This is a genomic window from Xanthomonas translucens pv. cerealis (assembly GCF_006838285.1).
Taxonomy (GTDB): Bacteria; Pseudomonadota; Gammaproteobacteria; order Xanthomonadales; family Xanthomonadaceae; genus Xanthomonas_A; species Xanthomonas_A cerealis.
The window spans coordinates 1,497,152-1,520,432 of the sequence record NZ_CP038228.1; the positions used below are offsets into that span (position 1 = coordinate 1,497,152).

Sequence of the window (23,281 nt, forward strand, 5' to 3'; positions counted from 1 at the left end):
TGAAGATGAAGGATTTACCTCTGTCGCAGGCGGTTGCGGTCGGCTATACTTCGCACCCGCGCCGAAGTGGCGGAATCGGTAGACGCAGCGGACTCAAAATCCGCCGCCCTTAAAAGCGTGTGGGTTCGAGTCCCACCTTCGGCACCAGGACCTACGGCAGCTTCGGCTGCCGTTTGTTTTTTGCGGCGTCGGCCGGGTGCGCCGCCCTAGCCTGCGACTGCGCCGCGGCGTTCGGCCACGATCGCGACACGCCAAACCGGCGCTGGCGTGGGCGCGGCCTGTGCGGATTGCCGTTCGAGCGTCATTGCTGCGGGTAGGGCATCTATCCATCAGAACGCAACAGCGGCGTATCGCTGCATGTCGTCCTGCGCGGATTGGATAACGCACGTGCCTGGCCGTAGTACGGCCAGGGTGCGCCGGGGCGTTGTGATCCAGGGTGGAGCGTGTTCAAGGCGACGGCATGGGCTTGAGCCGATCGCGATCGCCGTCGGTGCCAATCCCGCGCGGCACTACGTTAAAAAACTTGAAAAAACGCTTGCGTGCGGGGGATGCCGTCGCTAATATTCCGCTCCTCGCAGCACACGTGGGGCCATAGCTCAGCTGGGAGAGCGCTTGCATGGCATGCAAGAGGTCGCCGGTTCGATCCCGGCTGGCTCCACCAACTTTTTCGGGCACTAGGCCTGTCCGCAAAAGCTACATCGTTATCAGCGTCCCCATCGTCTAGAGGCCTAGGACATCACCCTTTCACGGTGGCGACCGGGGTTCGAATCCCCGTGGGGACGCCATTTTATTCGCAAGAGACCTGAAGTCCGGCAATGCCGGACTTTTTTTGTGCGGTGTTTGTACATCGCACAGGAATCGAGTAAGATTCGGCTTCTGCCAGTACACGTGGGGCCATAGCTCAGCTGGGAGAGCGCTTGCATGGCATGCAAGAGGTCGCCGGTTCGATCCCGGCTGGCTCCACCAAGTTTTCGGACATAGGCCTGTCCGCAAAGCGGCAACAGCATCAGCGTCCCCATCGTCTAGAGGCCTAGGACATCACCCTTTCACGGTGGCGACCGGGGTTCGAATCCCCGTGGGGACGCCATTTCATACAAAGACACCCGGCACTGCCGGGTGTTTTTTGTGCGCGTTTTGCGCGCGCGCCGCGTGGACGACTTCGGTCGCGATCATGGTGATCGCCATGCCGTTCCACAGCGGGCCGGCGAACAGCATCACTGGGACCAGTCCGACAATGCAGGTCAGCTTGGTCATCACGATCGGGCGCAGGCGCTTGACCGCCGCGGCGATCACCGCCTCGTGCCGGCCAAGGCCATCGGCCAGTTCGGCCTCGATGCGCTCCAGCAACAGCACCGCGTTGTTGACGATGATGCCTGCCAGCGCGAGCAGGCCGAAGATGGCCATGGAGCCGAACGGGTAGCCGGTGACGAGCAGTGCCAGCGCCGCACCGATCAGCACGAACGGGTGGACGCCCACGTGCACAACCTGCGCAAGAATCTGGAAGGCGAGCGCATCACCGGCGTGCTGGTGACGGTGCGCGCGATCGGCTGCCGCTTCCAATGACCTGGAAATGGCCATTCGCGCGCCATCGCACGCACGCGCACCTGTGGCAATGGGATGGCCTGCGTATGAGTGCGCTGGCGATGGTCACGGTGCAGGTGATCGCGTTGGGCATGTGGCTGCGTTCAAGTACCACGACCTGGTTTCCAATGCCGTCATCTTCTACAACGTGGTCGAACAGACCCGGATCATGAAGTCTCTGATGCGGCAGTGGTGGGAGATCGTGCGGGAGGACGTGGCTTTCCTCAGCCCGTACGTGACCAGCCATGTGAAGCGGTTCGGGGATTACCTGATTGACGTGGAGACGATGCCGGAAACGTGGTCAGCGCAATGTCATTCTCACCGCCGAACTCAACGGCCACCCGCTGGGCGAGGTGATGCAACAGGTGCAGCAGCTGCCCAGCGTAAAGCGGTTGCCTCCGGGGGGAGCTTCCTCAACACCGGCAACGCCGAGGTGTTCGTGGAGCTGTTCGTCGGCTTCATGCTGGCGATGGCCGCAGCATCTACATGGTGCTGTTGCTGCTGTTCAACCACGCGCTGATGTCGATCACCATCCTGGTCGCGGTGCCGCGGTGCCGCGGTGCCGCTGTGCGCCGGCGGCGCGTTCGGGGCCTTGCTGCTGACCCAGAACATGCTCTCGCTTCCGGCGCTGATCGGCTTGCGGATGCTGATCGGCATCACCACCAAGAATTCCATTCTGCTGGTGGACTAAGCGGTGATGGCCGAGGACGAGCACGGCATGAGCCAGCACGACGCGCTGATCGACGCCTGCCGCAAGCGCGTCCAGCCCATCGTCATGACTCCCCTGGCGATGGGCGCGGGCATGATGCCGAACGCGCTGGGCTTTCCCGGCGATTCCAGCTTTCTTGCGCCGATGGCGATCGCGGTGATCGGCGGCCTGATCACGTCCACGCTGCTGAGCCTGATGGTGATCCCGGCCGCGTTCACCGTGGCGAGTAGCCGTCGCGGCGCTTGCGCCACCGCTCGTCGCATTCGGCTGCCGGTTGAGCGCGGCGGACCAGGTGGCCCCTGCCTGCGCAATCCCGTGCAGGCAGGGGCGCCGCGTCGCTGCCCGATACCGGCGGCAAGGCCGGCCCGCTCACGATGGCTTTGGCAGTAAAATTGTTCCTGGCCGATGCAAGCGGCCAACCTGGATTTCCATCACCGGACAAACGCATTGACTGCAAAGCGCCCAGCCGGCCCGACCGGCACGACCCCTTCACAGTGGCAGGCGATCGAGCGCGCCGCGGCGCAGGAGCTTCAGCGCCGCACCGGCGAGGCGCATGCGGCGATCCTCGCATTGCTTCAGCGCCATGCCCAGGATTTCAGCCCGCGGCAGATCGCGGGGCTTCAGCGACGCTTGCGCAAAGGGCGTTGAGAGATAGGCGAGGGCGCGCGACGCGCTCGGCACGGAAGCGCCGTCCAGGTCCATGCCGCGCCACGCGGTCCGCTGGCGTTGCAGGACCGGGATGCAGCGCTTCGACGCGACGCTCCATCCATGGCGCGATGCTTCAGCCAGTATCCCGCGGCACGCGCGCCCGGAACGCGCGCACATTGTCGTCGCGGATGCGACTTTCCTGTGTGCCCGTGATCGTGTAGATCTTGCTGTCCGAGCCGGTCACCGGCTTGGCCTCGACCGTCGTTTCCCGCTCGAAAGCGTACGATTTGTCGGTGCTGCGGTAGTACCCGTACAGGGTCCAGCACAATGCGCTCGCGCCGGCCGGGCCAGCCAGCAGCAACCAGAGTCCGCTGTCGTCGCTCATGAGCTGCCTGCCAGCTTTCACAGTGCGATGGCTTCGATGAAGGTGCCGGCGGTGAGCGCGGTCAGCAGCAGCTTCCACTGCTGCACCGGCACGCTGCCCATGATTTCGCCGGTACGGCCGTTTACCGCGATGTAGTGCAGCATGCCGCCGTTGCGGCCGGGCTGGTGGTACGAGTACAGCCACACCGGCAGGTACATCGAGACCCAGCGCGTGCCGTGGACCTTGAGCCGCTCCTGCTCCCAGCGCACGCCGCGGTCGTAGCGGCCGACCGAGTCTTCGACCTGGGCGCGGGCGATCGACAGCAACTGGTCCTCCAGCCGCGGCCGCAGCTGCTCGACGTCGCGGTTGCGCTTTTCCGAGGTGAAACCCGCCAGGTACGACGCGTTGCACTGCACCGCGTTCTTGGTGTCGAACGGCAGGATCGTGTTGATGATGTTGTTGGTGTTGGCCTGGGTGTCCAGGTTGCCGCGCTCGGAAGACGATTCCAGCGGCAGGTCGTCCACGGTGAAATCCACGTGCCGTTGCACCTGGTACACGTCGGCGTCGTAGTATGGGGCCTTGTTTTTTTCCGTGCCGCGCGTGTATCTGCGCGTCTCGATCTCGCCCTTACCGGCCACGCTGGCACTGACGTTGCCATCGACGATCATATAGGGCAGGTAGACGCCGACCACGTTATCGGGCGTGAACTGCTGCTTGAACGCCTTCAGCGCGAACAGGCGGCGCTTGTCCACGAACTGGCTGATGCGCGCGACCGCATCGTCCTTCTTGATGTGGAACGGCAACACTGCGTCTGGCACCGCGCCGTTGGCCACGTGCTCGTTGACGCCGAACACGTGGCGGCACCAGTGGCAGCGTGCAGTCATCGTGCTCTCGGTGTTGACCGTGACCTCGGCGCCGCAGCCGCTGCACTTGAAGCTCATCAAGACGGCGGCGGCGGCGGCGATGTCGCGCGCACCCGAAGCGATGACCGTGCCGCGCAGCGCGTCGAGACCTTCGCCGAATCCGAATACCTCCTCGACCCGTGCGCCATGCCATTCGTTGCGGCAGTACTGGTGAACCAACAGGTCGGTGCCGAGCTTGGGGCGGATGTCGGTGGCGCCGCATTTCGGGCAGCGGTTGAGGCCATCCTTCAGCGCGTTGGCGGCGGTGTCCATGCCGAGCGGATCGGGCGCCTGTAGTTCGTCGCGGATCGGAGTGGGCAGGGTGGCCGGATCGAGCGGAAAACTGCCTGGCAGGGGCGGTACGTCCTGCGGCGCGAGCCGGGGCAGGGGCCGGTCACCGCCGCCGCCGGCAAGGGCGGCGGCGCTGCCGACCGCGGTGGCCAGAGTGGTGGGGTGCTGGGGTCGGATGCATGCAACCTATGTGACTTGCTCGTCGGATGTTGCACTTGGACGTTGAGTGCAAACTTGGCGCTTGCTAGGGTGCATTGGTTGACAATGCAACTGCCGCTTTGTGCGCAGCTGATCGCGCGACAGGAGAGCGTATGAAAGAGATCGATGGCATGCGCTACCCGGTGCGCACTGATGCAGCGCCTGCAGGCGAATCCGCAGGGATCGACCGGCGACGCTTCCTCGGCCTGGGGTCGGCAGCCGTGGTGGCCGGGATCACTGGCCTGCCGGCGCACGCGGCGGCGCCTGTGATCGGCGAGATGCGCGCCACCTGGGTCACCAGCGTGTTCAATCTCGACTGGCCCAGCGCGGCGTCTACCCAGATCGCCGACCGTGCCGAACGCGTGCGGGTTCAGCAGCAAGAGTTGCTGGCCATCGTCGACCAGGCGACGGCGCTGCATTTGAACACCCTGGTTTTTCAGGTCAAGCCTTGTGCCGATGCGCTGTATCGCTCGCGCATCCTGCCGTGGTCGTCAGTCTTGACCGGCGTGCTCGGACAAGACCCCGGCTTCGACCCGCTGGCCTTTCTGCTTGCGCACGCGCACGCGCGCGGCCTGAAGGTTCATGCCTGGCTCAATCCCTACCGGGTGTCGACCGGCCTGGATCAGGCCACGCTGGACGCGCTCACTACCGTATCGCCCGATTCGCCTGCGAGTGTGTATGTGCACCACCCCGACTGGGTGGGCGTTGCGGCAAACCGGTTAACCCTTGATCCAGGAATCCCGGCCGTGCGCCGCTGGATCTGCGAGGTGGTGGCGGAACTGGTGATCTGCTATCGCGTGGACGGCGTGCAGTTCGATGACTACTTTTATACCGAATCCTTGCAGTCGCCACTCGACGACGCACAGACCTATGCAACGTATGGAGCGGGATTCGCCGACAAAGGCGATTGGCGCCGCAACAACACCTATCGATTGATGCGCGATGTTGCCAGAACCATCCGCGTGATCAGGCCCGGCGTGGCCTTCGGCGTCAGCCCGGCCGGCGTATGGCGCAACCATCAGGACGATCCACTTGGATCGGACACCCAGGCGGGCACTCCCGCATTCGATAGCGCGTACGCAGATACACGTCGTTGGGTCCGCGAAGAGATCGTCGACTACATCGTTCCGCAGATCTACTGGCCGCTTGCGCGCCCGGCGGTGCGCTACGACACGATCGCCCGCTGGTGGGCCGAGACCGTGCGCGGCCATCGGGTGCAGCTGTACATCGGCATGGCCTTGTACAAGGTCGGCATCGCCAATCCGCTGGAGCCGGATTGGACCGTGGACGGCGGGGTGCCGGAGATCGCCAGGCAATTGGACGTGAATGCATCGCTGTCGCAAGTTCACGGATGCATGTTGTTTCGCCAAGGCTTCCTGGCTACTCCACAGACCCAGCAGGTAGTGGAGTATCTGAGACTGCGTTGGCAAGCGCCTTAGCCGAGTACGAAGAACATCTCCGTTGATGGACGGGGAGCAAGTTGACCATCATTTGACCGCACCCAGCCGATCAGGTTGAGTACGCCGTTGATATTGAGAATGGACACCCCGGCCTTGTGCACAGCCTCGTTTGCGTCCAGGATGCGCCAGAAGGACAACGGCGTCATGTCCGGCAGGGAGCCAAGCCGTACGAAGTCTGCGGCAGATAGCCATTGCGACTGCCAGCGTTCGTCTTCAATACTTTCGATCTCGCCTGCAAAGCCAGCCTCAGGCTCTGTGGGTACCCCCCGCAGAGCCCTATCCCCCAGCGGGCCCCGTGACGCTCGTCTGACTGTTTTCCCCGAGGTCATGCGATCCAAATCTAAGAGACATGGGGAGTGAAGTAGGTGTTCTTCTACGTCGATGAGAGCGGCAATACCGGGCTCAATTTGTTCGATAGCAGCCAGCCCAATCTACTTTACGGACTGCTGTCCAGTAGGGTGAATCTGGACGCCCTCGCCGAGCCACATCTTCAAGGTCTGCGAAAGCGGTTTGCACTCGCAACCGCCGCCATCGGTATGCCATCTTGGCGAATCCGGGGCAGCTTTTCCGTCGTTCCATCTTGGAGTAGGCATGGCCAAGCTCGATCCCCGTGTTTCCGAATTTGAGTCCACCGAAGCCGTCGAGGACTACGACCGGTGGTTCCGGGCGAAGATCGAGCGCGCCGTGGCCGACACGCGGCCGACGATTCCGCACGACCAAGTGATGGCGCGCACACGCTGCGATCGAAGCCGCCGCGAAGCGATAGATGCTCGCTGATGAAGATCACCATTGAGTGCGTGGGCAAAGCATTGGGAGTGCTGGTCAACTCCGGGGCGGTTTTTCCGTCGTTCCATCAACGCTGGGGCGACTTGTCCGGGGTTCCGCGAAATGTGAGGCGAGTTTCCGCGGCGAATGGGGTGTATGTCTGCTGGAACGGGGGCATTTCCTCCGCGACAATCACAAGCGTCCTGGTTCTCCGTTGGTGTATAGCGCGGAAACCTTGTGTTGAGATAAGTTGTTGAATTAATTGTATTTTATGATTACGGAGGTTGCCTCTTCTACCTCCTGAAGCGTCGACTTTTCCGTCGCCAGATGTATGGTGCGGAAAAATTCAGCTTCAGTTGAACACTACGCTGAAAAAAGCGAGGTTCGATAACCGGCCCCGGTATCGGCCTGATCAAGTAAGGGCATGCCCAACAGACTCGGCCGGCCAAATGCCGTGAAGCGGGCTGCCAACCCAACGACGGAGGGATCAGGCACCGCAACTCCCTCCTTTTCCTGAGATACGGGACCTGGACCCGCGTTCGCCACGCGATTGAGGCGCAAGTGTCATGCGGTCTAGGACGGGAGACCAGACGGGATGGCGTGGGTGGCTCAAGGGGAGACGACTTGCCGCCCCGCCTAAGCGCCTCGGTGACCTAGACTGCTAGAGGGCCTCGCAGGCCCCATTATGCAAAAACGACGACTCTCACAGTCGGCTACGTCCGCCATTGAGCGATGTGATAGTTCGGCTTCCCGGCAGCGCTCCACTCTCGAACGGACCTGACTGTTAATTCTTCGGTCTGGTCCAGCACATAAATCGAAGTGGCCGTATACCACAGGCAATCGTCCCACCCGCCGTCATCCCCCCGAAAGGAAAGATGGTGAAGGAAGGGGCGATCTTCACGATCATCATCGGCACTGATATCTAGCTGGCGTGTCGCTTCTGCCGCGATGCGCTTTGCATCCACGCGTGTTGTCACCAGTACCACGAAACCCTGGTCTCTGAGGTCCTCTACGACTGCATCAATGTCAATCGAAAAAGCAAAGACGGGGACGTGGTGATAGGTCATCGACGATAGGGCGTCAGGAACGGGCGCTGGTGGATGTAACCAAGTGAAGCTGCCTGCGTCGAGACGACGACGCAGGCCAAGTTGGATCTTAACTCTATCGCGATTACATGCAACGCCTCCTATCAAGGAAGTCGCTACTTGTACCGATCACCTGCCCAAGTCAGCACGATCAACCACGCAGGCGCTTGGGACGCGTACTGCTCTTCTTTGCATGGTGTGCCGCCGCGCGCACCTTTGGTGTCTCCTGATCAGCCACCTCAATGCTGGTCCACGAACGACGTTTTGACCATGCAATTCTCACGCTCAAAGCCCCTTGTACGTCGTGATCCAATAAGAGCCATGGCGACCGATAGCCGGCCCGCAAACGGTGATGGTCGTAGAGGGCCGGAAGGTAACGACCTGCCACCAATGTGAATCCAGCCGCGTAAGCCGGTGCCAAGACTTTACTCATGGCTGTCGCCAGCAGGGCATGTGATCCACTGGCTCCATGCGCATACGCCGGATCGTTGTCGATCAGGCGATGAGCTAGCTGGCTCAGAGTCCGATATGCAGACCTGGGTAGCACTCTGACGTCCAGATACAACCCGTCGACAACCCGCTGCAGCGGCAATAGCAGGAGCTCCATCCGCGAGCTACTCACTGCAGCGTGCTTTTTCGGCGCAAGCGACCACGCTTCCCGCTCGCGAGACGTCAGTGCAGTGTCCGGCAACCCGGCGGCCAGTTCACGCGTCACGCCCACCAAGATGGGCCACAGGGTTTGTGGAAGCTGCGCCATGCCTGGCAGCCCTGGCCAGAAGCTTTGGGCGTACTGGATGGCGTCTTTCCGGACTGTTCGCTCAGGAGGCTGTGAGGCTGGCCGGCGCCACAGCTCGCGGCAGTGGATATCGCACGAAGAGCGATGCCACATGGATGCCCATGGACGCAGGCTGGCTGGCGCCGCAACCAATGCCGCAATGGCCAGCTTGGCCTCGGGATCGGATTCCTCCGGTCCGATCAGCGCGGCCTTGCTACGCTGAGCTTGCGCCCATGCCAGATATGCGTCGACCATTCCTTGGCGCTGCTCTTCCTGCGCCAACGCGCTGCCCAACACACTCTTTTCCTTGACGTAGTCCAAGCCGCACTGGCACTGGAGCAAGATTCCGGTGTGCTTGAAGCCCTCCGCCCATGATGTGCCGCAGCGACGGCATTGCTCCAACAAAGGCACATCATGCCAAGGGCAGCGTTCGATCCAAGGCATCTGGAACAGGTTGGTGTGATATCCGCTACGCGTGCAGGACGGACAAATGCGCAGACGCCACGGCAACCATTGCCAAAGGTTTCCCTCGAACGGTTGCCATGCGTGCGCAAGCCACATCTCGGGGATGTCTTCCGCGCCAGTCACCACGCGCGCCAGGCGTACCTGGCGCGCCTTGGAGAAGGCCAGTACCTGCGAGAGATCCTCGCGGTACTGGAAGCCAAAGCCAAACGCCGTGGCAAAGTCCCTGCCGGTGAAGTGATTCAAACGGGCTAGATGCAGCACAGTGCCAAACCCGGAAATTCCAGGTTGGCGGTCCAGGCGCGCATGGACCAAGCCATGCGCGTAGGAGGGCAGGGTAAGGATCATCGTACTATTCCTCTTCCTGCTCGCTGCCGCGCGAGCGCTCCAGTTCGATGAAGCCGGCGGCCTGCAATGCGTCGTAAACGTCCTCATCGGAGAAGCCGGTGAAGTCCTGGCGCTGGGCCGCGACGTTGGTGAGCAGATAGTTCACGCACACCTCGAAGCTCTTCATCGGCCACGTCCACCCAGCCGGCAGCCCCGCCTGGATACGCAAGCGAGCGGCGTACTGGTAGATCTGCTCAGCATGCGAGCGCAGCCGCCAGCCCTTGCTGAAGGCATCCTTGGCGAAGTAAGCGCTGTAGCTGCAACCCGAGCCCTCCGGCCACTCGCTGTTGTCGTCCATGCGTCCCAGCGCGTGGGCGATCTCCTCCGGGCCGTTCAGGCCGCCAAATTCGTGCCGGCGGACCAGGTAGCGGCCGCGCACATGCGGTGGCGGGTTGCCATCGTAGATTTTTTCCATGGCCGTGCCGGTGTAGTCGCTCTGGACCACCAACACGACAAACAACATGTATCCTGCGTCGGTCAGGTCATTGTCCAGCGTGCACAAGTGTTCGTAGTCATCGGGAAATAAGCGCTGCGCTTCGTCAAGGAAGACGACGATCAGATTCCCGCCGTACTCCTGACACTTACTGATCAGGAAGTTGCGCAGCCTGGCTTGCCGCTGCAATGCGCTGCAGCGTTCGGGCAGAACCATGCTGAAGCGATCCAGCCAGAGACTGTAGAACGCGCCTTCGGTGCGCTTGTGGCTCTTGGGTACGCTGATTCGCGCCGAATAAAAGGAGTCCTGGAGCCAACTGCTGGTACTGGTCAAGTACCTCACCGCCCAGGATTTTCCGAAGCGCGCCATGCCGTGGATGACAATGCCGCGATATTCGCAGTCGATCGCACTAAGGATGGCGTTGGTCATGCGCTCGATCGGGCGCGTGGCAAACGGCGGCCGCAGCCGCATGAGCAACGGGTGAGTGCTCATGAGAGGTTCTCCAGGTCCGCGGCGGCGTCCGGGTCCTCGCTACACGCAACGTCAGATCTAGGCCCGGCATACACGATGTGGAACAACTGCGGTGTCCGATGTCCCGTTTCATTGGTCATAAAGATCCCGCTCTTGCCGCTCCGTGCCAGTCCTTGGAGCACCAGTTCCGGGGGGTGCTGGCGCGAGGCATGGAGAATCGATTCCAAAGACCGCATGCGATAGGGTTGGGCGCTCATTTGGTGGGATCCTTTGCGTAGTCGAAGTTGACTGAACCGCCACGCGGCACGAAGGCGCGCTCGCTTGCGGCATCCCTGGCAGGCTGGGCGACATCTGAGCGAGGCTGCAGATGCGTCATATGGGTCGGCGCCAACGGCGATGTGCGGGCATGGGATTTGACGTAAGCCCGATAAGCATCCACGGCATCGTCTACCCCGGCGATAGAGAACAATCCGCGCTTGCTCCAGCGAGAGATCAACTTGCGCAGGTCAAAGTCATGCCGTGTCCGGCTCCAAGGGGGCAGTGCGGTCAGCTTGGCGAACAGTTCCCCATTCTCATCGATCAGATTGAGGTAGCGCAGATCATTGAGGTTGTAGGACGCGAGATACTTCTTGCCTACCAAATCCCAACGATCGCGCATCCCAAAGCCCCGGTAGCGCGCGCGCATGAAATTGACATAGGGCTGCCTGCCATCTTTGGCATTGCCTTTGATGGTGACCCATTGCAGGTCCCACATTAGTCGCTCAGCATCTTCGGCGTTGCGAGAAGACTCGAAACTCCACCGTCCGGCCTGTACATGTCGGCGCACGACGTCCAAGGCTGAGTGATCGTGCAGGCTATCCAGCGAGGTCGCGTTGTGGCCCGCGATGATGACGTCCAGCAGGTCGTGTATGGCCTCCAGATTGATCGGGTAGTCCTTCGGGTTGTAGGGCGTGGTGGCGTGCTTTGGCGTCTCGTAGTCCCGTGCTGGCTCAAACCCCCCGGCAACATGCGAATGGCGCCGTTTGCTATCTGCCGAAACATGGCCTCCAATACTCCACGGGTCTCGGGAACGCGAGGCCACCCAAGATGGATGACGCCGCGTTGATAGCGGGACAGATTGGTCGTGGTCAGCTTGGCATGGTGGGCCATGGCATTGTCCGCAGCCGTCACGATGCCTCGCAGCACCCGTCCGTCAATGCAGGAGGTCCCCACACCGGACCCGGCGACGTACTTCATCTGAGGGACCAGCAGGTCTCGCGGTTCCCACGGCAACAGGCTCACTGAGAACACGTGAAGGACGTCGATCTGGGTGTACGCACGCCCCAGCACCAACGACCAGCGCAGGATCAGTCGAGATACCGAATCGATGACCAGCAGCAACCAGGCGTAGGGGATCTTGCGCAGGACGCTGCGGCCCTTGGTGCTCTCGACCTCCATGTAGAGGTCGGCGTCCATCTTGTGGGCATCGAACTCCAAGCGCTCCATCGCATCGAACTCGAAGACCTGCTGAAGCTGCTTGGCTTCGGCGGCCTCGTTCGCTTCGCCCTCAGGCTCGGTCTCTACAATGCGCTTGCGTGCTCGTTTCAGGTACTCAAGCAGGGCCCGACGTCCCTTGTCCGGCGCATTGAAGGGATAGCCGGCATTGCCTACGCGCGTGCGGACGTGCGCCAGCATCTTCTCGAAGACCCTATCGAACTGGCTGGATGCTCTTGCCCGCGTTGGCAGGACCCCCTTGAACCCATCCAACAGGTCCTGCAGGCCTTCCACATGACGTACCAGTTGCTTAAAGGCGCTGGGCGCTGCCTTTTCCGGCAAGCGCGTCGGACCCGGTGACTCGCCGCGTACGCGATGCGGAACGCAGGCGCGCCACCCCCAGGGCACCCCGTCCGGGGCCAGCTTCCTTGCATTCTCGAGCGTGTCGTTGAGCGTTCCCTCGCGTACGCCGTGCTTGTTTGCAGCCGCCTTCAGACCGAGGCCGCCGGTCATGGCCAGCAGGGCGTCACGTCTTTTTCCGTATTGGCCTTGCTTAGCCGCGGACAAGGTCGTGACGATCGGTTCGGGCCAGGCTTGGACCTCTTCCAGGGTCAGCGGGCTCACGCTCATGCGCCTTCTCCATGTTCCAGGGCGCTATAGCGCTGCAAGCGCGAGTTCCAATCCAGCTTGAGATGGCCGGCATGCACCAAGGCACAGGCAGTGGCCCTAACATCGCAGGGGTCAAACCCTTCCATCGTGAGCTCAAGCTGGTGGAAGGACTGCCGGGGCTGATACCGGAAGACATCCAGAATGCGCGCGCTTACGGTTTCTCGTTGTGCCAGGTGCTGGGCGGTCTGCACGTACGGCAGCAGGCGCAGACGGTTGGCATTTGCGGTGGCGCGATGCAGGTATTGGGCCTGCGGTTCCAGACGCAACGCGATCTGGGCCGTCGCGGCGGCCAAGAGCAGGGCGGCCCTGCGCTGCTCCGTCTTGCGACTGCCAGTGGCACCGAAAGTTATGGAGTGGAACTGTTCAAAACCTGCGTTGGTGCAGGACCAGAAGCACAACTCAATTCCGCCTGCTTGGGTATCCAGAATCCGAGGGCGCGGGACGTACGCCACAACGGTGGGGTCGAACTCAAGTTCCAGCGCCAACGCCAACCGGGAGGGCTCCACCACGGTTATCCGCCGGCCAAGCTTCGGGGAGTCATAGAAGTAAATGTCCTGGCGTTTGAGTTCGCGCAGGCTCAGCTCACGCCCAAGGAAAGCGGCGTCTTGTGTGACCCGGGCGCTCATGAGCTAGCTCCTTCGCTGCCCCGCACGGGCAAACGCCATTCCAGCCAGCGATCAAGCTCGGGGTCGCGCACGAACAGTCTCGTCAAAGTGCGCTTTGCATCAAACAGCGCCACACCCTCCAGCCAGTCCCAGCTGACGTGATCTACGCACGCAGCGTCAGGCACGACACGGACACGGCGAATGCCCATTCGCTGAAGCACGCCGGTGTCGTCGGCTTGAGTAGAAGCCGGATAGAGGTAGAAAAGTGGCGACGCCGGGGGCGCCACGCGGGAGGCGGGTACGTTCATCTGACGGTTCTCCAAGGTCAAAGGCGCCCGTACCCGACCGCCCATCGGGGCGGGGGTAGACAATCGGCCATAGTCAGGAGTACCGTCAGCTAGCAGTTCGAAGTACTAGCAGTACTCAAGCCCCGACAAGGTCCCACCCTTGCCGGGGCTTACTGTTTTGGCCCCGGACGTTGTGAAAAAGGGGGCAAACGGGCGAGGGGCGGGATACCTCCTGGATCAGGGAGAGGGGGGAGTGAGTTGGATCAGCCACGCCGCCACATCGCGCGTGCGCGCAAACCAGCCGTTGCGGCGAGCCAAACGGAACACCGGGACAGGAAAGCCGTCCTTGACGGCGGCTCGTCCCAGGGCCCGTTCATTGGGGAACTTGAAGAATTCGACCAGTGCGGCGCTGTCCATCAGTTCGCCATAGCGCCCCACGAGCGCGAGTTCAGCGGCTACGGGGGGCGAGGAAGGCATCTGGTCGGCCATGGCAGGAGTCCGTTGGAAGCGCGTGGCCATGGGAGCACACTATGAGCCTTGTCAGGCGCATCCTTAAAAGGATTAAACATGACCAGCCTTGGACGACCACAAGACGCTTTTGGCGACCCTGTTGTCCGGCTTAAGAGTTGGGCATGGGAATCGCGCCTGTGCTCCGATACGGGGCTTGAAGCCCCTACAGACTTGGCTCGTAAGTTTGACGTCCCCCGCTCATCGCATTTCCACAAGGTGCGAGAAGACGGTGCCGATCCGCAGCGATTGCAGGTAGGGGGAAGCTGCCTGGCGAAGGCCGTTGCGCGCTTGCCCGAGGGGCAGGGGGCATATCAAGCCTGCACTCATGATCTGTGGGATGCACTCACACGCATGAAAGTGGAAAGGCAAGCGCACCGAAGCCATCTCACCTCTGCCGAGTTCGAGAGGACGATGCGGAGCTTTGGCATTGTGAGAATCAGTTTGTTGGAGATCTTTTTCGGCATGGTGCTTGGCTTGCCCCGCCAGTTTCCAAATGCCGAGTTGCCGGACGCGACGGATCTGCAGTTAGAGCCCGAGAAGTTTGCCTCGCTTGATGGGCTGCACATGCTATTGCAGTTGTACCGCAGCGCGATCAACGAAGGCGCTTTAAAGTTTGCAGGTGTCTTTGGTGAAGCGCTTGAAGAAGCAGTATGCGTTTACGTCAGGTCATGCTGGAACGACCGCGAAGAAATCAAGGACACGTGGCACTGGATCTTGCATTCGCGCATGCTGAGCTGGCGCCCTTACCTTAAACCTGATGCGCTCCAACTGGCCCGTTGGCGTGATGTTTGGGTAGATCTTGCCCGTGAAAGCAACGACATAGGCGCCACCGCTGACACACTGCCATTGTCCCGCCGAGACCGAAGAAAAATCTTCGTGCATGCGTGTGCGAAGATGTTTTTGCAGCAAGAATTGCCGTCGCACTATGCGCGAGGGACGGAAGTGCTTTACTGGTTGGCGGCGAACCGAGACCGCATCACAGAACAGATGATGTGGGCGCTGAACAACTTAAAGTCGGTAGACGCTAATGCAGCGCAGGCGCAGGCGGAACTCCAGGCGCTGATCATGCCGGCGCACCTCTTCTCCGAGCGGGCTCGTCCCCGAGGCCGGAAAGCTCCGTCCACCGGTTTCAGCCTGGAGAAAGTATTTGAGCTAATTCCCGTGTTAGAGGCCAAGTAGTCGCCTAGCCTTGTGCCCTGCTAGCCTTGCGAAACCGAGCGGTCCGCCGTCCAGTAGGCCCAGGCCATCGGCGTGACGTGTGCCACAAACAGCCGTGCTAATGCCTAGCTGGGCAGAGCCTGAAACGGCGTGAACATGCCCAGCTGATTGGCACCATGGGTGACGCAGCGAAGGCGCTTCGGTAGTTCCAAGAGTATCGCTTCAAGGATCCATGAGGCAAGTTATGCGTGCTGCAAAGGCCCTGCATTGACATGAGTCAACTGCGGGCTCATTCGCCAAAGGTGCGCAACCGCCCCAATGACCTAGGCCGAAAAGTCCGCTGGTTCTCCTACCGGTGCCAGCTAGCGACAGGGCTGGGCCGAACTTCACGCTCGCTTGGAAGGAACACAACGCGAGTCTATGTATCAGCCTCGTACGTCGAGGCTTCAGGCATGAGCCATCTTGCGATGCTGTCCCTGTCATCAACGCAGAGCTGATAGTCGGGCGGACGCTGCTGATCTGGATCGATGGCCGCGTGTAGATCCTGGATGACATAGGGGAGCAGGGCGCCGCGGACTGGCTCGGTGCGCGCCATGGTGCGCTGGAAGTACTCAGCGCGCACCAGCGTCTTTTGCGCAGGCGTCAGGTCCGGATGCGGAATCAGCCGAAGGTCAACGATGGTGTTCCAGGCGTCGTCAAGTTCACGTTGGGCATCCGGCAGTCGCTCCAGCTTCTCATGCAACTGCACGTCCTCAAGTCGTGTCAGGGCCAGATCCTGGAACCGTCCTGTCTCGTGTATGTAGGCCCGCACATGCCAGCGGCGGCCAGCCTCGACCAGGGCGTGAGGGAAGAAGATTTTGTGCGTCGGCTCCGGGCGGCGCATCGAGGAATGAAGTGCGGAAACTGCCAGGCCCTCTCTGCAGGCCCGATGAAGCGTCGCGAACATCATTGGAGCAGTATTGCCGAAGTCGATGTGGGTCCGTACCAGCGCCGGTGAAATCAGGCCACGCGCTCCGGTCAGCGCCAGGTACTCTTCAAGCGAAGGCGCTTGGCTACTCGGCTCGAATGCGGGCGTTGCCAGCCACGCTCGGTGGGCCATGGAATAGGCCAAGCCCGTCTGGCGATGTCCCGCGTACTGCGCCAATTGCCGACTGACAGAGGTGTAGTGCACGCCAAGCAAGTCGCGAAGGCGATCATTTCGCGCCACGCCCTCCCACAACAGTAGTGCCTCGATGATCCGTTGGCCATCGGTTGTTCGATTTGGAGCGGGAGTGGCCATGCGAAGTTGGGCGCCATTACGAAGTATCCGTACAAGACAATACAACGAATGTAGCGCTGGCGCTACATGTAGCGTTGGCGCTATGCTATGGATAGACCTTTCTGGACCGCGCTCCTATGTCCATCGCAGCCAACCCGTCGCTGTTCGATGTACTACCCAAGGATCTATTTAGCCCTCTGGCCTCCCAGAACCGGCAGCACTACTGGCTGCTTCTCTGCATGCTCTACGGTCGGTACTTCGGCCCAGACGCTGACCTGCCACCGGCCATCGGTTGGGACCGGCGCGAGTTGGTGGCCAGCATCGTGCTTCTGCTGGACAACGAAGACCCCTGGGAGTTTGAGGCCGGCGAGAGCATTTCAACGCCGGCGAACATCCGGGCTGCGAATTACCTCAACCGCCTGATCGCATCGGGGTGGATCTTCGAGGAGAAAGCAGGAGGTATCAATGTCTGCTCCATGCCGACGGACGTGGTCAGGTTCATGGAGGCCCTCCATTCCTTCGTCGACTTCACCCCCAATGCGGTAGGCGCCAAGATGCGTTCCATCGAAAGCGCCCTACAGCGCGTCTTCGAGTCACCGCACCCTGGCGACGACCTGGACGAGGCAGCCAACCAAGCCAAGGCGTTGGTTAGCAATCTTGGAACCATGGGGCTGCGCATCCGCGAGGTGATGCGATCGTTGAACGCCGACGTCAGCACTGCCGACGCGCTCAAGCAGATCTTCGGCGAGTACATAAGCAAGGTGTACATGTCCGACTACTCGGATTTCGCCAGCGGCGACCATCCACTAGCACGCAAAGCGAGCGTGCTAGCGATCGCCAATCAGCTATCCATCCCCGAGCACAGGCAGCGACTCATTCGTTGGTATGCCGACCACCGCAAGGGCGGAAACATGGAAGCGGCCGAAGCGCATCTGGAGCGGACTCTGCGGAAGATCAAGGCCCTCAATCGCTTGCAAGACTTCATCGATAGGCTGGAAACCGATCTGCGCCGTATGAACCGACGGATGCTCGCGCTCATCGACTACCGTCTGCAGTCACCTTCGCATCTCGAGAAGAGACTCCAACGGGCCGTCGATGGAGTGAAGAATGCAGGGGTGCCGACTATCGCCATCCCCAGTGGTCCCGGGCAAATGTTGAGCGGCGAGCTGCTCTACAGGCCGCGCAAGAGACTCCCGCCGATTCCGCGAACGAGCGACGCGCGCAGGCAGCAAACGCCTGAATCGGAGGCGCGCATGCGACTGAGCCGTCTGGCCAAGGAGGCCAGGCGCGTGCAGCCAAGCGACATCCGGCACTACCTTCACCGGGTCATGGGCGATGCGATCCAGATGCGCGCTTCTCAACTCCCGATCTTGTCCATCAAGGACTTCCGCGTTGTTCAGACGTTGGGATCAATGGCCCAGGCGGCCCTGACCATCAAGGCGCACCGAAGCGGTGCCACTGGCGTGCTGGGGAAACTTCCTAACTACGCCTTCAGCACTTCGGGGAAAGACCAGCAACTCAGAAACGGATACTTGGACATGCCGGATTTCTATATCACCAAGGTAGGCAAGCGATGAGCACCATGTGGGACCGCCTGGCGGAGAAGAGCAAGATCTATGAAGCCAACGACTTTGAGCGCGCCGCGTACCATCTGGTGACCGCCCAGGTGTTGTCCGTATCAGATATGGCTACACGCAAGGACTACCACATCGTTGCGGAGAACCTGCCGTCATACGAAGGGGCCATGGCACTGTTAGGCGTCAACATCAAGCATGTGCAACAGTTCCGCTACATCGTGGCGACTCCACGCCACGTCTTCAACCACGCCAAGGCCACCAAAGCCATGACGTTGCTTGCGCTGGTATTGCGCAGCGTCTACCACACCATCCGTTTGAACGGCCAGGAAGGCGACTTCGGCGAAGGGTACATAGAACTGCCGGACCTTCAGGACATCTACAAGAACTTGACCAAGATGGAGTTCCCTAAGACGGCAGAGCTTCGTGCTCAGGTCGTTGAACTTGAACGTTGGGGCATCGCCAAACAGACAGAAAGTGCGGGGGGTGACAACCAGCCCTTTCGGATCATGATCCATCCAGCGATCTCGGAAATCATCACGGAAGAGTGGCTGGGACAGCTGGATCTGCTGCGCAAGCATGACGACATTGAAGCGGAAGACCGGGAGGCCGACGATGTATCTGCTTGAGAAATTGCACTTAGTCCAGTTCTACCTGTTCTCCGCCGAGACGTTATATTTCGGCAAGAGTTCGGCCATCGTCGCCCCCAACGGCTCGGGCAAATCGGCGGTGCTCGATGCTCTGCAGATCGTGCTGCACGGTGGGGACCAGAATGCCATTGACCTCAACGCGCAATCCGGTGGCAAGAAGGGCGGCCGGTCGATCCGGGAATACCTGCTGGGCTACTACCTGGAGAAGGAGAACGTCCGCGATTACGCGACCTCATTCCTAACGCTCGTCTTCCGCGATAGCACAGGAAAGCATCCCGTCGTGTCGGCGGGGATCAGCCTGGGCGCCGCCAAAGACGAGCCGAAGCATCGGGTCTATGGCATGTACCTCGCTCCAGGCGTCGAACTGCGGCTTGAGCACCACGTCGAGGTCACACATGGCGAGCAGTTGCCCGTCGACTGGGTGCGCTTCAAGGAAATCGTCCGGCAAGCAGCCCGCGATCGCGCTGGAAGTGGGCAGGACAAGCCCGTCTTCTTCGACAAGGCATCCGAATTCGTAGAGGCCCTGCTGTTCCAGCTGCGCCCAGACCGATCGCGCGGTATCGACCACGGTGCGTTCTCAAAGGCACTGAAGAACGCGCTGAATCTGAAGGACGTCCACGACGCAAGCGCTTTCGTACGCGAGCAAATCATTGAAGCCAGACCAATCAATGTGGCCGAGTTCCGACACCAGCTGGAAAGTTTCAGAGAGCTCAGGGAGCGGGTGAGGCAGGTTAAGGAACGCATTGACGCCGGCACGGGAGTGGAAGCGACCACAGTGAGGGCCATAGCGGCACGGATGCGTAAAGCGAGCTATGCGGCTCTTTCAGCCGATCTGGAACGCGACATTGCCTTCGAGAAGATGGACGAGGCGCAAGACCGCCAGGTAGCCGCGACTATCGCCTACGAAGAGGCTAAGAGGCGGAAGGAAACCACGGAGACGGTTTTCAACGATGCCAATAGGAGGCTTGGCGACTTGCTAGAGAGAGCGCGACATGACCCGTCCCTGAAAGGGCGGGATATGCAGGCGGGCCGCGAACGTGCGCTGATGCCGCTGAAGAAAAACCTTGCCACCGACCTGCGCAGAGTCGTGAACGCATATCACCAAGCGAGGGATAGAGACACAGGTTCCACCGCATGGTCGATGATCGCCAAGCCGTGGCAGATGCTCCTGGATCGCATTGCCGGAGCGGGCGCTGCAACCTCCCTGGGCGTCGACGTGCAGTACGAGATCTCGCAACTCACCGGCACGCTTGGCGTTCTACAGCCGATGCTGACCGAATTGAAGCAGCGCGAATCCGCAGACCGGAACCGGCTGGAAGAGGCCAAGCGGCTGTTCACCACGGCTGTAACTCAACTGGAGCGCGCCAGACGAGGAAAGAGTCAGATTCCGGACTCGGTCGTCATTGTCCAGAATCGGCTGGCCGATGTCGGCATCATCGCTACGCCGGTAAGTGATCTGGTCCGGATCACAGATGCCAGTTGGGCGCCTGCGATCGAGGCCTACCTGCGCACCAATGCCTATGCGCTGATTGTGGACAAGGGCCGCGAAGATGAAGCGATCCATGTCTATGAGTCGATCCCGGATAGTGCAAATCCCTTCGGCGTCAAGATCGTCCAGCCCAAGAACTACACTGTGGATGTCGAAGGATTGCCGGCAACGGCGTTGGCGCGTCTGATCGTAGGTGAGAACGACTTGGCTGTGGGATTCTTGCGCTCTCGCCTGCGCCGGCTGCTCCAACTGGAGTCAGCCAACAGCCGCAGTCTGGATGGCCTCACCCGCAAGGGCATCCTGGTCAGCAACGGCACCATCGAGCGTTTGCGCTTGCCGGCCATGGATCAGGTTTCGCTCGGCAAGCAGGACTTGCGCGCCAAGATCGACTTCCTGACGCGCGAACGCATGCGCATCAGCCAGGAGGTGACTGAAGCCGAACGGGACCTGCTCAAGACAAGTCAGCTGATGGAGGTGACCGCGCCGCTTGCGAGTCTGAAGGATGTGCTGGCCAACGTCGAACGCTGGCTATCGGAACACGCGACGCAGGAACAGGAATTCGAGGAACGCGAAGCGGCAGAACTCAATGACGATAATCCGGACCTGCAGGCATTTCACGCCCAGATGCAGGCGATTTCTGACCAGGCCAATGCGGCAAAGAAGGCACGAGACGAGGCCCTTCACGCTAGCGGTATGGCAGAACAAGCCAGCTTGACCGCCACAAGCGCTCTGACGGAGCTATCGGCTGAAGTAGACGTATGCGCACGCAAGGCAGCTGTTGCCATGCAGGCTCCCTACGTAGATGCCGGCTGGATTGACGATATGCGATCCAAGTGGGAGAACCAAGGCAAGAGCATCGGCGATATGCTGCAAACCTGTGCGTCCGGCAAGGATCGCGATACCAAGGCGGCCGGCGAGCTGGAAAGCGATGTTCGGACGCAGATACAGGCCTACGCGAGCCAGTACAACTTGGAGCTAACCTGCAACCCGTCCGACCCTGAGGATGTCCAGAACTTCTTGCGCGCCTACATCAATCACCTCAGGGAGTCCGAATTGGTGACCTACGAGCGGCAGGCCGAGGAAGCGTATGGCGTCGCGGTCAGAACCTTCCGCTCGCGGATCGCGGCGAGCCTTCGCAGCAGCTTCGATGACATGTTTGAGCAGCTACGGCAGCTGAACCGCCTGATGGCTTCCTTGCCTCCTTTCACCAACGATGAGCGGTACAAGTTCAAATACGGCCATACCCCGGAGTATCGGCAGCTATACGACTTTATCGTCAAGGTCGCGGAACGCAGCGGGGACGATGATCTCTTCAACGATCCAGTGAATACGCCTGAGGAATTCCGTTCCCTGGTCGAGGACGTGGACGGGCCGCATCAGCAACTGTTGGAAGACTACCGACGGTTCTTCTGGTTCGACGTGGTCGTGATCGGCGGGCAGGGCAACGAGATCGCCACTCTCAAGACCCGCATGGAAAAGGGATCCGGCGGCGAACACCGTGCACCGCTGTTCGTGGTGGCTGGCGCGGCACTGGCGGCCGCCTACGGCAAGCTGCAGGGCGATACCAGCGGCATGTCCCTGATCCTGTTCGATGAGCTGGGAGACAAGATCGATGGCAACAACACCAAGGCGGTCTTCGAATACCTGTCCTCCCTTGGTCTACAGCCCATCGTCGCCGCACCTGACGACGCGCTGGGGAAGATCAACGAATCCATCATTGGCTACGTGGAACTCTACCGCGACGGCTCATACCTTTCGGTCAACCACGTAGGCCTTGGTCCGGCCGCCGTGGAGCTACTGAGCTCGGACGACTTCGTGAAGTACCCGCATCTGCTTGAGGCGGAGACTCGGCGGGTCATTGAGGCGCGTGGAGATGAGACATGACTATCGCCAGCACCTTCATCAGGAAGCTTTTCAAGCGTGCGAACAAGGTAAATACCCAAGGCAGGCGACCAGGGAAGTTGCTGCTCAATGAAGCCCAGTGCCCGGAACTCTTTGCCATGCGCGACAGAACCCAGGCCGTCGAGTTCCGCGCTGAGCTCCAGGTCGCTGCGGACAAGGGCGCCATCCGGATCAAGCCCTTGTTGCGCGCTGCGCCTCCGATGGACGTGCACGCCATCGAGGTGCTGGACATCCGAAAGCTCGCCGAGTACCTCGGCGAGCCTCTTGGCACAGACCGGCTCGAGCATGCCAGAGCCGAACTGACTCCTCTCATAGCGCAGCTCCCGATCATTGAAAATGTCCTCTCCACCTGGGCCGTCGGAAAGAAGGTGCGCGGTTGTGACCCTACGCCGGATGTCGTGTCTGCCTTGGTCGATGCAGCCAGAGTGGTGCTTGCGCGCCGAGAGGCGACTGAAGACATGATGCTGCGACGCTTCAGCAGAAGCATGTTCAAGAATTCAAAGCGAATTGAGGGCATAGAGCCCTGGATCGATTTGGCCTACGCCGGCGATCTCGCGCCGTCCGGGCTTCACCCAGAAGACATCAGGGGCGCACTAGGCCTCCATCACGAGCCGCAAGCGTTCTTCCTCCACGCCGAGGTTGAATACTGGACGCGATCACTGTCCGTTCCCGCGCAGCCTCCATACGTGGGACTTCCGACCAGGGATATCAAAGGCTTTCGTTTCATCAAGCAACCTCAGGCACTGCTGTTGATCGAGAACAAACAGAGTTTCCACGAGTTCGCGGCAAAGGCTGAGCACCTCCCGTGTTCCGTTGTATACACCGCGGGAATGCCAAGCCCGAGCTGGCGCCGAGTGATGGAACTCTTATTGGAAGCAGTCGATCCCCAAGTGCCGGTGTATCACCTGGGCGACATCGATTTGGGTGGCTTCCGGATAGCTGCGAACATCGCCAAGTTCATCAGGGCAACAGGCCGAGAGCTGCGGCCGTGGTTGATGGATCCTAGCGAGTTGGCGGCGTTTGGTTACGAGCTCGAAATAACGGACGAGAGCCGCAACATACCAGCCATGCAGCGATGGTGTCGGGAGGCAGGCTGGGACGCGATTGCAGACGAACTGGCTAAGACGCCTGGTTCGGTCGAGCAAGAGCTGATTGAGGCGCGGTTCCCAATCTGA

21 protein-coding genes, 5 tRNA genes and 3 pseudogenes are annotated in these 23,281 nt (G+C 61.0%); 15 read left to right on the forward strand and 14 right to left on the reverse strand.

Annotated elements, in window-relative coordinates:
* Positions 1-60 precede the first annotated feature (60 nt).
* The 5 genes from E4A48_RS06605 to E4A48_RS06625 all read left to right on the forward strand — a co-directional run bounded on the left by E4A48_RS06605 (position 61) and on the right by E4A48_RS06625 (position 1,087).
* A tRNA-Leu gene (locus tag E4A48_RS06605) sits at positions 61-147 on the forward strand.
* A gap of 438 nt (positions 148-585) precedes the next feature.
* Positions 586-661 (forward strand) — tRNA-Ala (locus tag E4A48_RS06610).
* 48 nt (positions 662-709) lie between these two features.
* Positions 710-785 (forward strand) — tRNA-Glu (locus tag E4A48_RS06615).
* 105 nt (positions 786-890) lie between these two features.
* A tRNA-Ala gene (locus tag E4A48_RS06620) sits at positions 891-966 on the forward strand.
* 45 nt (positions 967-1,011) lie between these two features.
* A tRNA-Glu gene (locus tag E4A48_RS06625) sits at positions 1,012-1,087 on the forward strand.
* 80 nt (positions 1,088-1,167) lie between these two features.
* Here E4A48_RS06625 and E4A48_RS06630 read toward each other — a convergent pair.
* Positions 1,168-1,587: pseudogene (locus tag E4A48_RS06630) on the reverse strand (efflux RND transporter permease subunit); the annotation flags it as partial.
* A gap of 94 nt (positions 1,588-1,681) precedes the next feature.
* On the opposite strand from E4A48_RS06630, the pseudogene E4A48_RS06645 reads away from it, so the two are divergent.
* The 3 genes and pseudogenes from E4A48_RS06645 to E4A48_RS20715 all read left to right on the forward strand — a co-directional run.
* Positions 1,682-1,891: pseudogene (locus E4A48_RS06645) on the forward strand (Tn3 family transposase); the annotation flags it as partial.
* Positions 1,892-2,140: 249 nt separating this feature from the next.
* Positions 2,141-2,272, forward strand: a complete 132-nt coding sequence (locus tag E4A48_RS20945) for a hypothetical protein (RefSeq protein ID WP_260608076.1) — start codon at positions 2,141-2,143, stop codon at positions 2,270-2,272.
* A gap of 27 nt (positions 2,273-2,299) precedes the next feature.
* Positions 2,300-2,680, forward strand: coding sequence for an efflux RND transporter permease subunit (locus E4A48_RS20715; protein WP_218061106.1), 381 nt, complete (start codon positions 2,300-2,302; stop codon positions 2,678-2,680).
* A gap of 99 nt (positions 2,681-2,779) precedes the next feature.
* On the opposite strand, the gene E4A48_RS20450 is transcribed toward E4A48_RS20715, so the two are convergent.
* The 3 genes and pseudogenes from E4A48_RS20450 to E4A48_RS06665 all read right to left on the reverse strand — a co-directional run bounded on the left by E4A48_RS20450 (position 2,780) and on the right by E4A48_RS06665 (position 4,617).
* Positions 2,780-2,992 (reverse strand): hypothetical protein, encoded by a 213-nt coding sequence (locus E4A48_RS20450; protein WP_039009915.1) that lies wholly within the window; start codon positions 2,990-2,992, stop codon positions 2,780-2,782.
* A gap of 79 nt (positions 2,993-3,071) precedes the next feature.
* Positions 3,072-3,323, reverse strand: coding sequence for a hypothetical protein (locus tag E4A48_RS06660; protein WP_039009916.1), 252 nt, complete (start codon positions 3,321-3,323; stop codon positions 3,072-3,074).
* A 17-nt stretch (positions 3,324-3,340) separates the two neighbouring features.
* A pseudogene (locus tag E4A48_RS06665) lies at positions 3,341-4,617 on the reverse strand (TFIIB-type zinc ribbon-containing protein).
* 207 nt (positions 4,618-4,824) lie between these two features.
* Between E4A48_RS06665 and E4A48_RS06670 the strand changes: the two are divergent.
* Positions 4,825-6,132, forward strand: a complete 1,308-nt coding sequence (locus tag E4A48_RS06670; RefSeq protein WP_237656069.1) for a glycoside hydrolase family 10 protein — start codon at positions 4,825-4,827, stop codon at positions 6,130-6,132.
* On the opposite strand, the gene E4A48_RS06675 is transcribed toward E4A48_RS06670, so the two are convergent.
* A complete protein-coding gene (locus E4A48_RS06675) occupies positions 6,129-6,482 on the reverse strand; it encodes a hypothetical protein (protein WP_141696272.1) in 354 nt (117 codons plus the stop codon). The two genes, E4A48_RS06670 and E4A48_RS06675, sit on opposite strands and share 4 nt — an antisense overlap.
* Positions 6,483-6,744: 262 nt before the next feature.
* Here E4A48_RS06675 and relB point away from each other — a divergent pair, with 262 nt between their 5' ends.
* Entirely contained in the window at positions 6,745-6,930 is a 186-nt protein-coding gene (gene relB / locus E4A48_RS06680; RefSeq protein ID WP_039009919.1) for a type II toxin-antitoxin system RelB family antitoxin, read from the forward strand.
* A 701-nt stretch (positions 6,931-7,631) separates the two neighbouring features.
* Here relB and E4A48_RS06685 read toward each other — a convergent pair.
* The 8 genes from E4A48_RS06685 to E4A48_RS06720 all read right to left on the reverse strand — a co-directional run bounded on the left by E4A48_RS06685 (position 7,632) and on the right by E4A48_RS06720 (position 14,054).
* Positions 7,632-7,985: a hypothetical protein gene (locus E4A48_RS06685; RefSeq protein WP_142742081.1), complete on the reverse strand. Its 354-nt coding sequence runs from the start codon at positions 7,983-7,985 to the stop codon at positions 7,632-7,634.
* Between the two features lie 169 nt (positions 7,986-8,154).
* The gene (locus tag E4A48_RS06690; protein WP_142742082.1) at positions 8,155-9,588 is read right to left on the reverse strand and encodes a hypothetical protein; all 1,434 of its coding nucleotides are present in this window, start codon (positions 9,586-9,588) and stop codon (positions 8,155-8,157) included.
* Between the two features lie 4 nt (positions 9,589-9,592).
* Entirely contained in the window at positions 9,593-10,552 is a 960-nt protein-coding gene (locus E4A48_RS06695) for an ATP-binding protein (protein ID WP_142742083.1), read from the reverse strand.
* A gap of 232 nt (positions 10,553-10,784) precedes the next feature.
* The gene (locus E4A48_RS06700; protein WP_142742084.1) at positions 10,785-11,285 is read right to left on the reverse strand and encodes a hypothetical protein; all 501 of its coding nucleotides are present in this window, start codon (positions 11,283-11,285) and stop codon (positions 10,785-10,787) included.
* Positions 11,285-12,634, reverse strand: coding sequence for a hypothetical protein (locus tag E4A48_RS06705; RefSeq protein ID WP_142742085.1), 1,350 nt, complete (start codon positions 12,632-12,634; stop codon positions 11,285-11,287). The genes E4A48_RS06700 and E4A48_RS06705 overlap by 1 nt, the downstream gene beginning before the upstream one ends.
* Positions 12,631-13,299 carry a hypothetical protein gene (locus E4A48_RS06710; protein WP_142742086.1) on the reverse strand — a complete coding sequence of 223 codons (669 nt, stop codon included), beginning with the start codon at positions 13,297-13,299 and terminating at the stop codon, positions 12,631-12,633. Before E4A48_RS06710 ends, E4A48_RS06705 begins: the two co-directional genes overlap by 4 nt.
* The gene (locus E4A48_RS06715; protein ID WP_142742087.1) at positions 13,296-13,586 is read right to left on the reverse strand and encodes a hypothetical protein; all 291 of its coding nucleotides are present in this window, start codon (positions 13,584-13,586) and stop codon (positions 13,296-13,298) included. Before E4A48_RS06715 ends, E4A48_RS06710 begins: the two co-directional genes overlap by 4 nt.
* Before the next feature lie 216 nt (positions 13,587-13,802).
* Positions 13,803-14,054, reverse strand: coding sequence for a hypothetical protein (locus tag E4A48_RS06720; RefSeq protein ID WP_142742088.1), 252 nt, complete (start codon positions 14,052-14,054; stop codon positions 13,803-13,805).
* A 78-nt stretch (positions 14,055-14,132) separates the two neighbouring features.
* Here E4A48_RS06720 and E4A48_RS06725 point away from each other — a divergent pair, with 78 nt between their 5' ends.
* Positions 14,133-15,254, forward strand: a complete 1,122-nt coding sequence (locus tag E4A48_RS06725; protein WP_142742089.1) for a hypothetical protein — start codon at positions 14,133-14,135, stop codon at positions 15,252-15,254.
* A gap of 397 nt (positions 15,255-15,651) precedes the next feature.
* On the opposite strand, the gene E4A48_RS06730 is transcribed toward E4A48_RS06725, so the two are convergent.
* Complete coding sequence (locus tag E4A48_RS06730; RefSeq protein WP_142742090.1) at positions 15,652-16,512, reverse strand: WYL domain-containing protein; 861 nt, start codon at positions 16,510-16,512, stop codon at positions 15,652-15,654.
* Positions 16,513-16,628: 116 nt separating this feature from the next.
* On the opposite strand from E4A48_RS06730, the gene E4A48_RS06735 reads away from it, so the two are divergent.
* Genes E4A48_RS06735 through E4A48_RS06750 form a run of 4 tightly spaced genes read left to right on the forward strand, consistent with a single transcriptional unit; the run spans position 16,629 to position 23,281 of the window.
* Entirely contained in the window at positions 16,629-18,068 is a 1,440-nt protein-coding gene (locus tag E4A48_RS06735; protein ID WP_142742091.1) for a Wadjet anti-phage system protein JetA family protein, read from the forward strand.
* Positions 18,065-18,694 (forward strand): DUF4194 domain-containing protein, encoded by a 630-nt coding sequence (locus E4A48_RS06740; protein WP_142742092.1) that lies wholly within the window; start codon positions 18,065-18,067, stop codon positions 18,692-18,694. Before E4A48_RS06735 ends, E4A48_RS06740 begins: the two co-directional genes overlap by 4 nt.
* A complete protein-coding gene (locus E4A48_RS06745; protein ID WP_185910727.1) occupies positions 18,681-22,088 on the forward strand; it encodes an SbcC/MukB-like Walker B domain-containing protein in 3,408 nt (1,135 codons plus the stop codon). Before E4A48_RS06740 ends, E4A48_RS06745 begins: the two co-directional genes overlap by 14 nt.
* Positions 22,085-23,281, forward strand: coding sequence for a Wadjet anti-phage system protein JetD domain-containing protein (locus E4A48_RS06750; RefSeq protein WP_142742094.1), 1,197 nt, complete (start codon positions 22,085-22,087; stop codon positions 23,279-23,281). Before E4A48_RS06745 ends, E4A48_RS06750 begins: the two co-directional genes overlap by 4 nt.

Bases quoted from the DNA above. Each gene is read 5' to 3' on its own strand.
- E4A48_RS20715 (WP_218061106.1), top strand. From the start codon at position 2,300: ATGAGCCAGCACGACGCGCTGATCGACGCCTGCCGCAAGCGCGTCCAG.
- E4A48_RS20450 (WP_039009915.1), bottom strand. From the start codon at position 2,992: ATGGACCTGGACGGCGCTTCCGTGCCGAGCGCGTCGCGCGCCCTCGCC.
- E4A48_RS06660 (WP_039009916.1), bottom strand. From the start codon at position 3,323: ATGAGCGACGACAGCGGACTCTGGTTGCTGCTGGCTGGCCCGGCCGGC.
- E4A48_RS06670 (WP_237656069.1), top strand. From the start codon at position 4,825: ATGCGCTACCCGGTGCGCACTGATGCAGCGCCTGCAGGCGAATCCGCA.
- E4A48_RS06675 (WP_141696272.1), bottom strand. From the start codon at position 6,482: ATGACCTCGGGGAAAACAGTCAGACGAGCGTCACGGGGCCCGCTGGGG.
- relB (WP_039009919.1), top strand. From the start codon at position 6,745: ATGGCCAAGCTCGATCCCCGTGTTTCCGAATTTGAGTCCACCGAAGCC.
- E4A48_RS06685 (WP_142742081.1), bottom strand. From the start codon at position 7,985: ATGACCTATCACCACGTCCCCGTCTTTGCTTTTTCGATTGACATTGAT.
- E4A48_RS06690 (WP_142742082.1), bottom strand. From the start codon at position 9,588: ATGATCCTTACCCTGCCCTCCTACGCGCATGGCTTGGTCCATGCGCGC.
- E4A48_RS06695 (WP_142742083.1), bottom strand. From the start codon at position 10,552: ATGAGCACTCACCCGTTGCTCATGCGGCTGCGGCCGCCGTTTGCCACG.
- E4A48_RS06700 (WP_142742084.1), bottom strand. From the start codon at position 11,285: ATGTGGGACCTGCAATGGGTCACCATCAAAGGCAATGCCAAAGATGGC.
- E4A48_RS06705 (WP_142742085.1), bottom strand. From the start codon at position 12,634: ATGAGCGTGAGCCCGCTGACCCTGGAAGAGGTCCAAGCCTGGCCCGAA.
- E4A48_RS06710 (WP_142742086.1), bottom strand. From the start codon at position 13,299: ATGAGCGCCCGGGTCACACAAGACGCCGCTTTCCTTGGGCGTGAGCTG.
- E4A48_RS06715 (WP_142742087.1), bottom strand. From the start codon at position 13,586: ATGAACGTACCCGCCTCCCGCGTGGCGCCCCCGGCGTCGCCACTTTTC.
- E4A48_RS06720 (WP_142742088.1), bottom strand. From the start codon at position 14,054: ATGGCCGACCAGATGCCTTCCTCGCCCCCCGTAGCCGCTGAACTCGCG.
- E4A48_RS06725 (WP_142742089.1), top strand. From the start codon at position 14,133: ATGACCAGCCTTGGACGACCACAAGACGCTTTTGGCGACCCTGTTGTC.
- E4A48_RS06730 (WP_142742090.1), bottom strand. From the start codon at position 16,512: ATGGCCACTCCCGCTCCAAATCGAACAACCGATGGCCAACGGATCATC.
- E4A48_RS06735 (WP_142742091.1), top strand. From the start codon at position 16,629: ATGTCCATCGCAGCCAACCCGTCGCTGTTCGATGTACTACCCAAGGAT.
- E4A48_RS06740 (WP_142742092.1), top strand. From the start codon at position 18,065: ATGAGCACCATGTGGGACCGCCTGGCGGAGAAGAGCAAGATCTATGAA.
- E4A48_RS06745 (WP_185910727.1), top strand. From the start codon at position 18,681: ATGTATCTGCTTGAGAAATTGCACTTAGTCCAGTTCTACCTGTTCTCC.
- E4A48_RS06750 (WP_142742094.1), top strand. From the start codon at position 22,085: ATGACTATCGCCAGCACCTTCATCAGGAAGCTTTTCAAGCGTGCGAAC.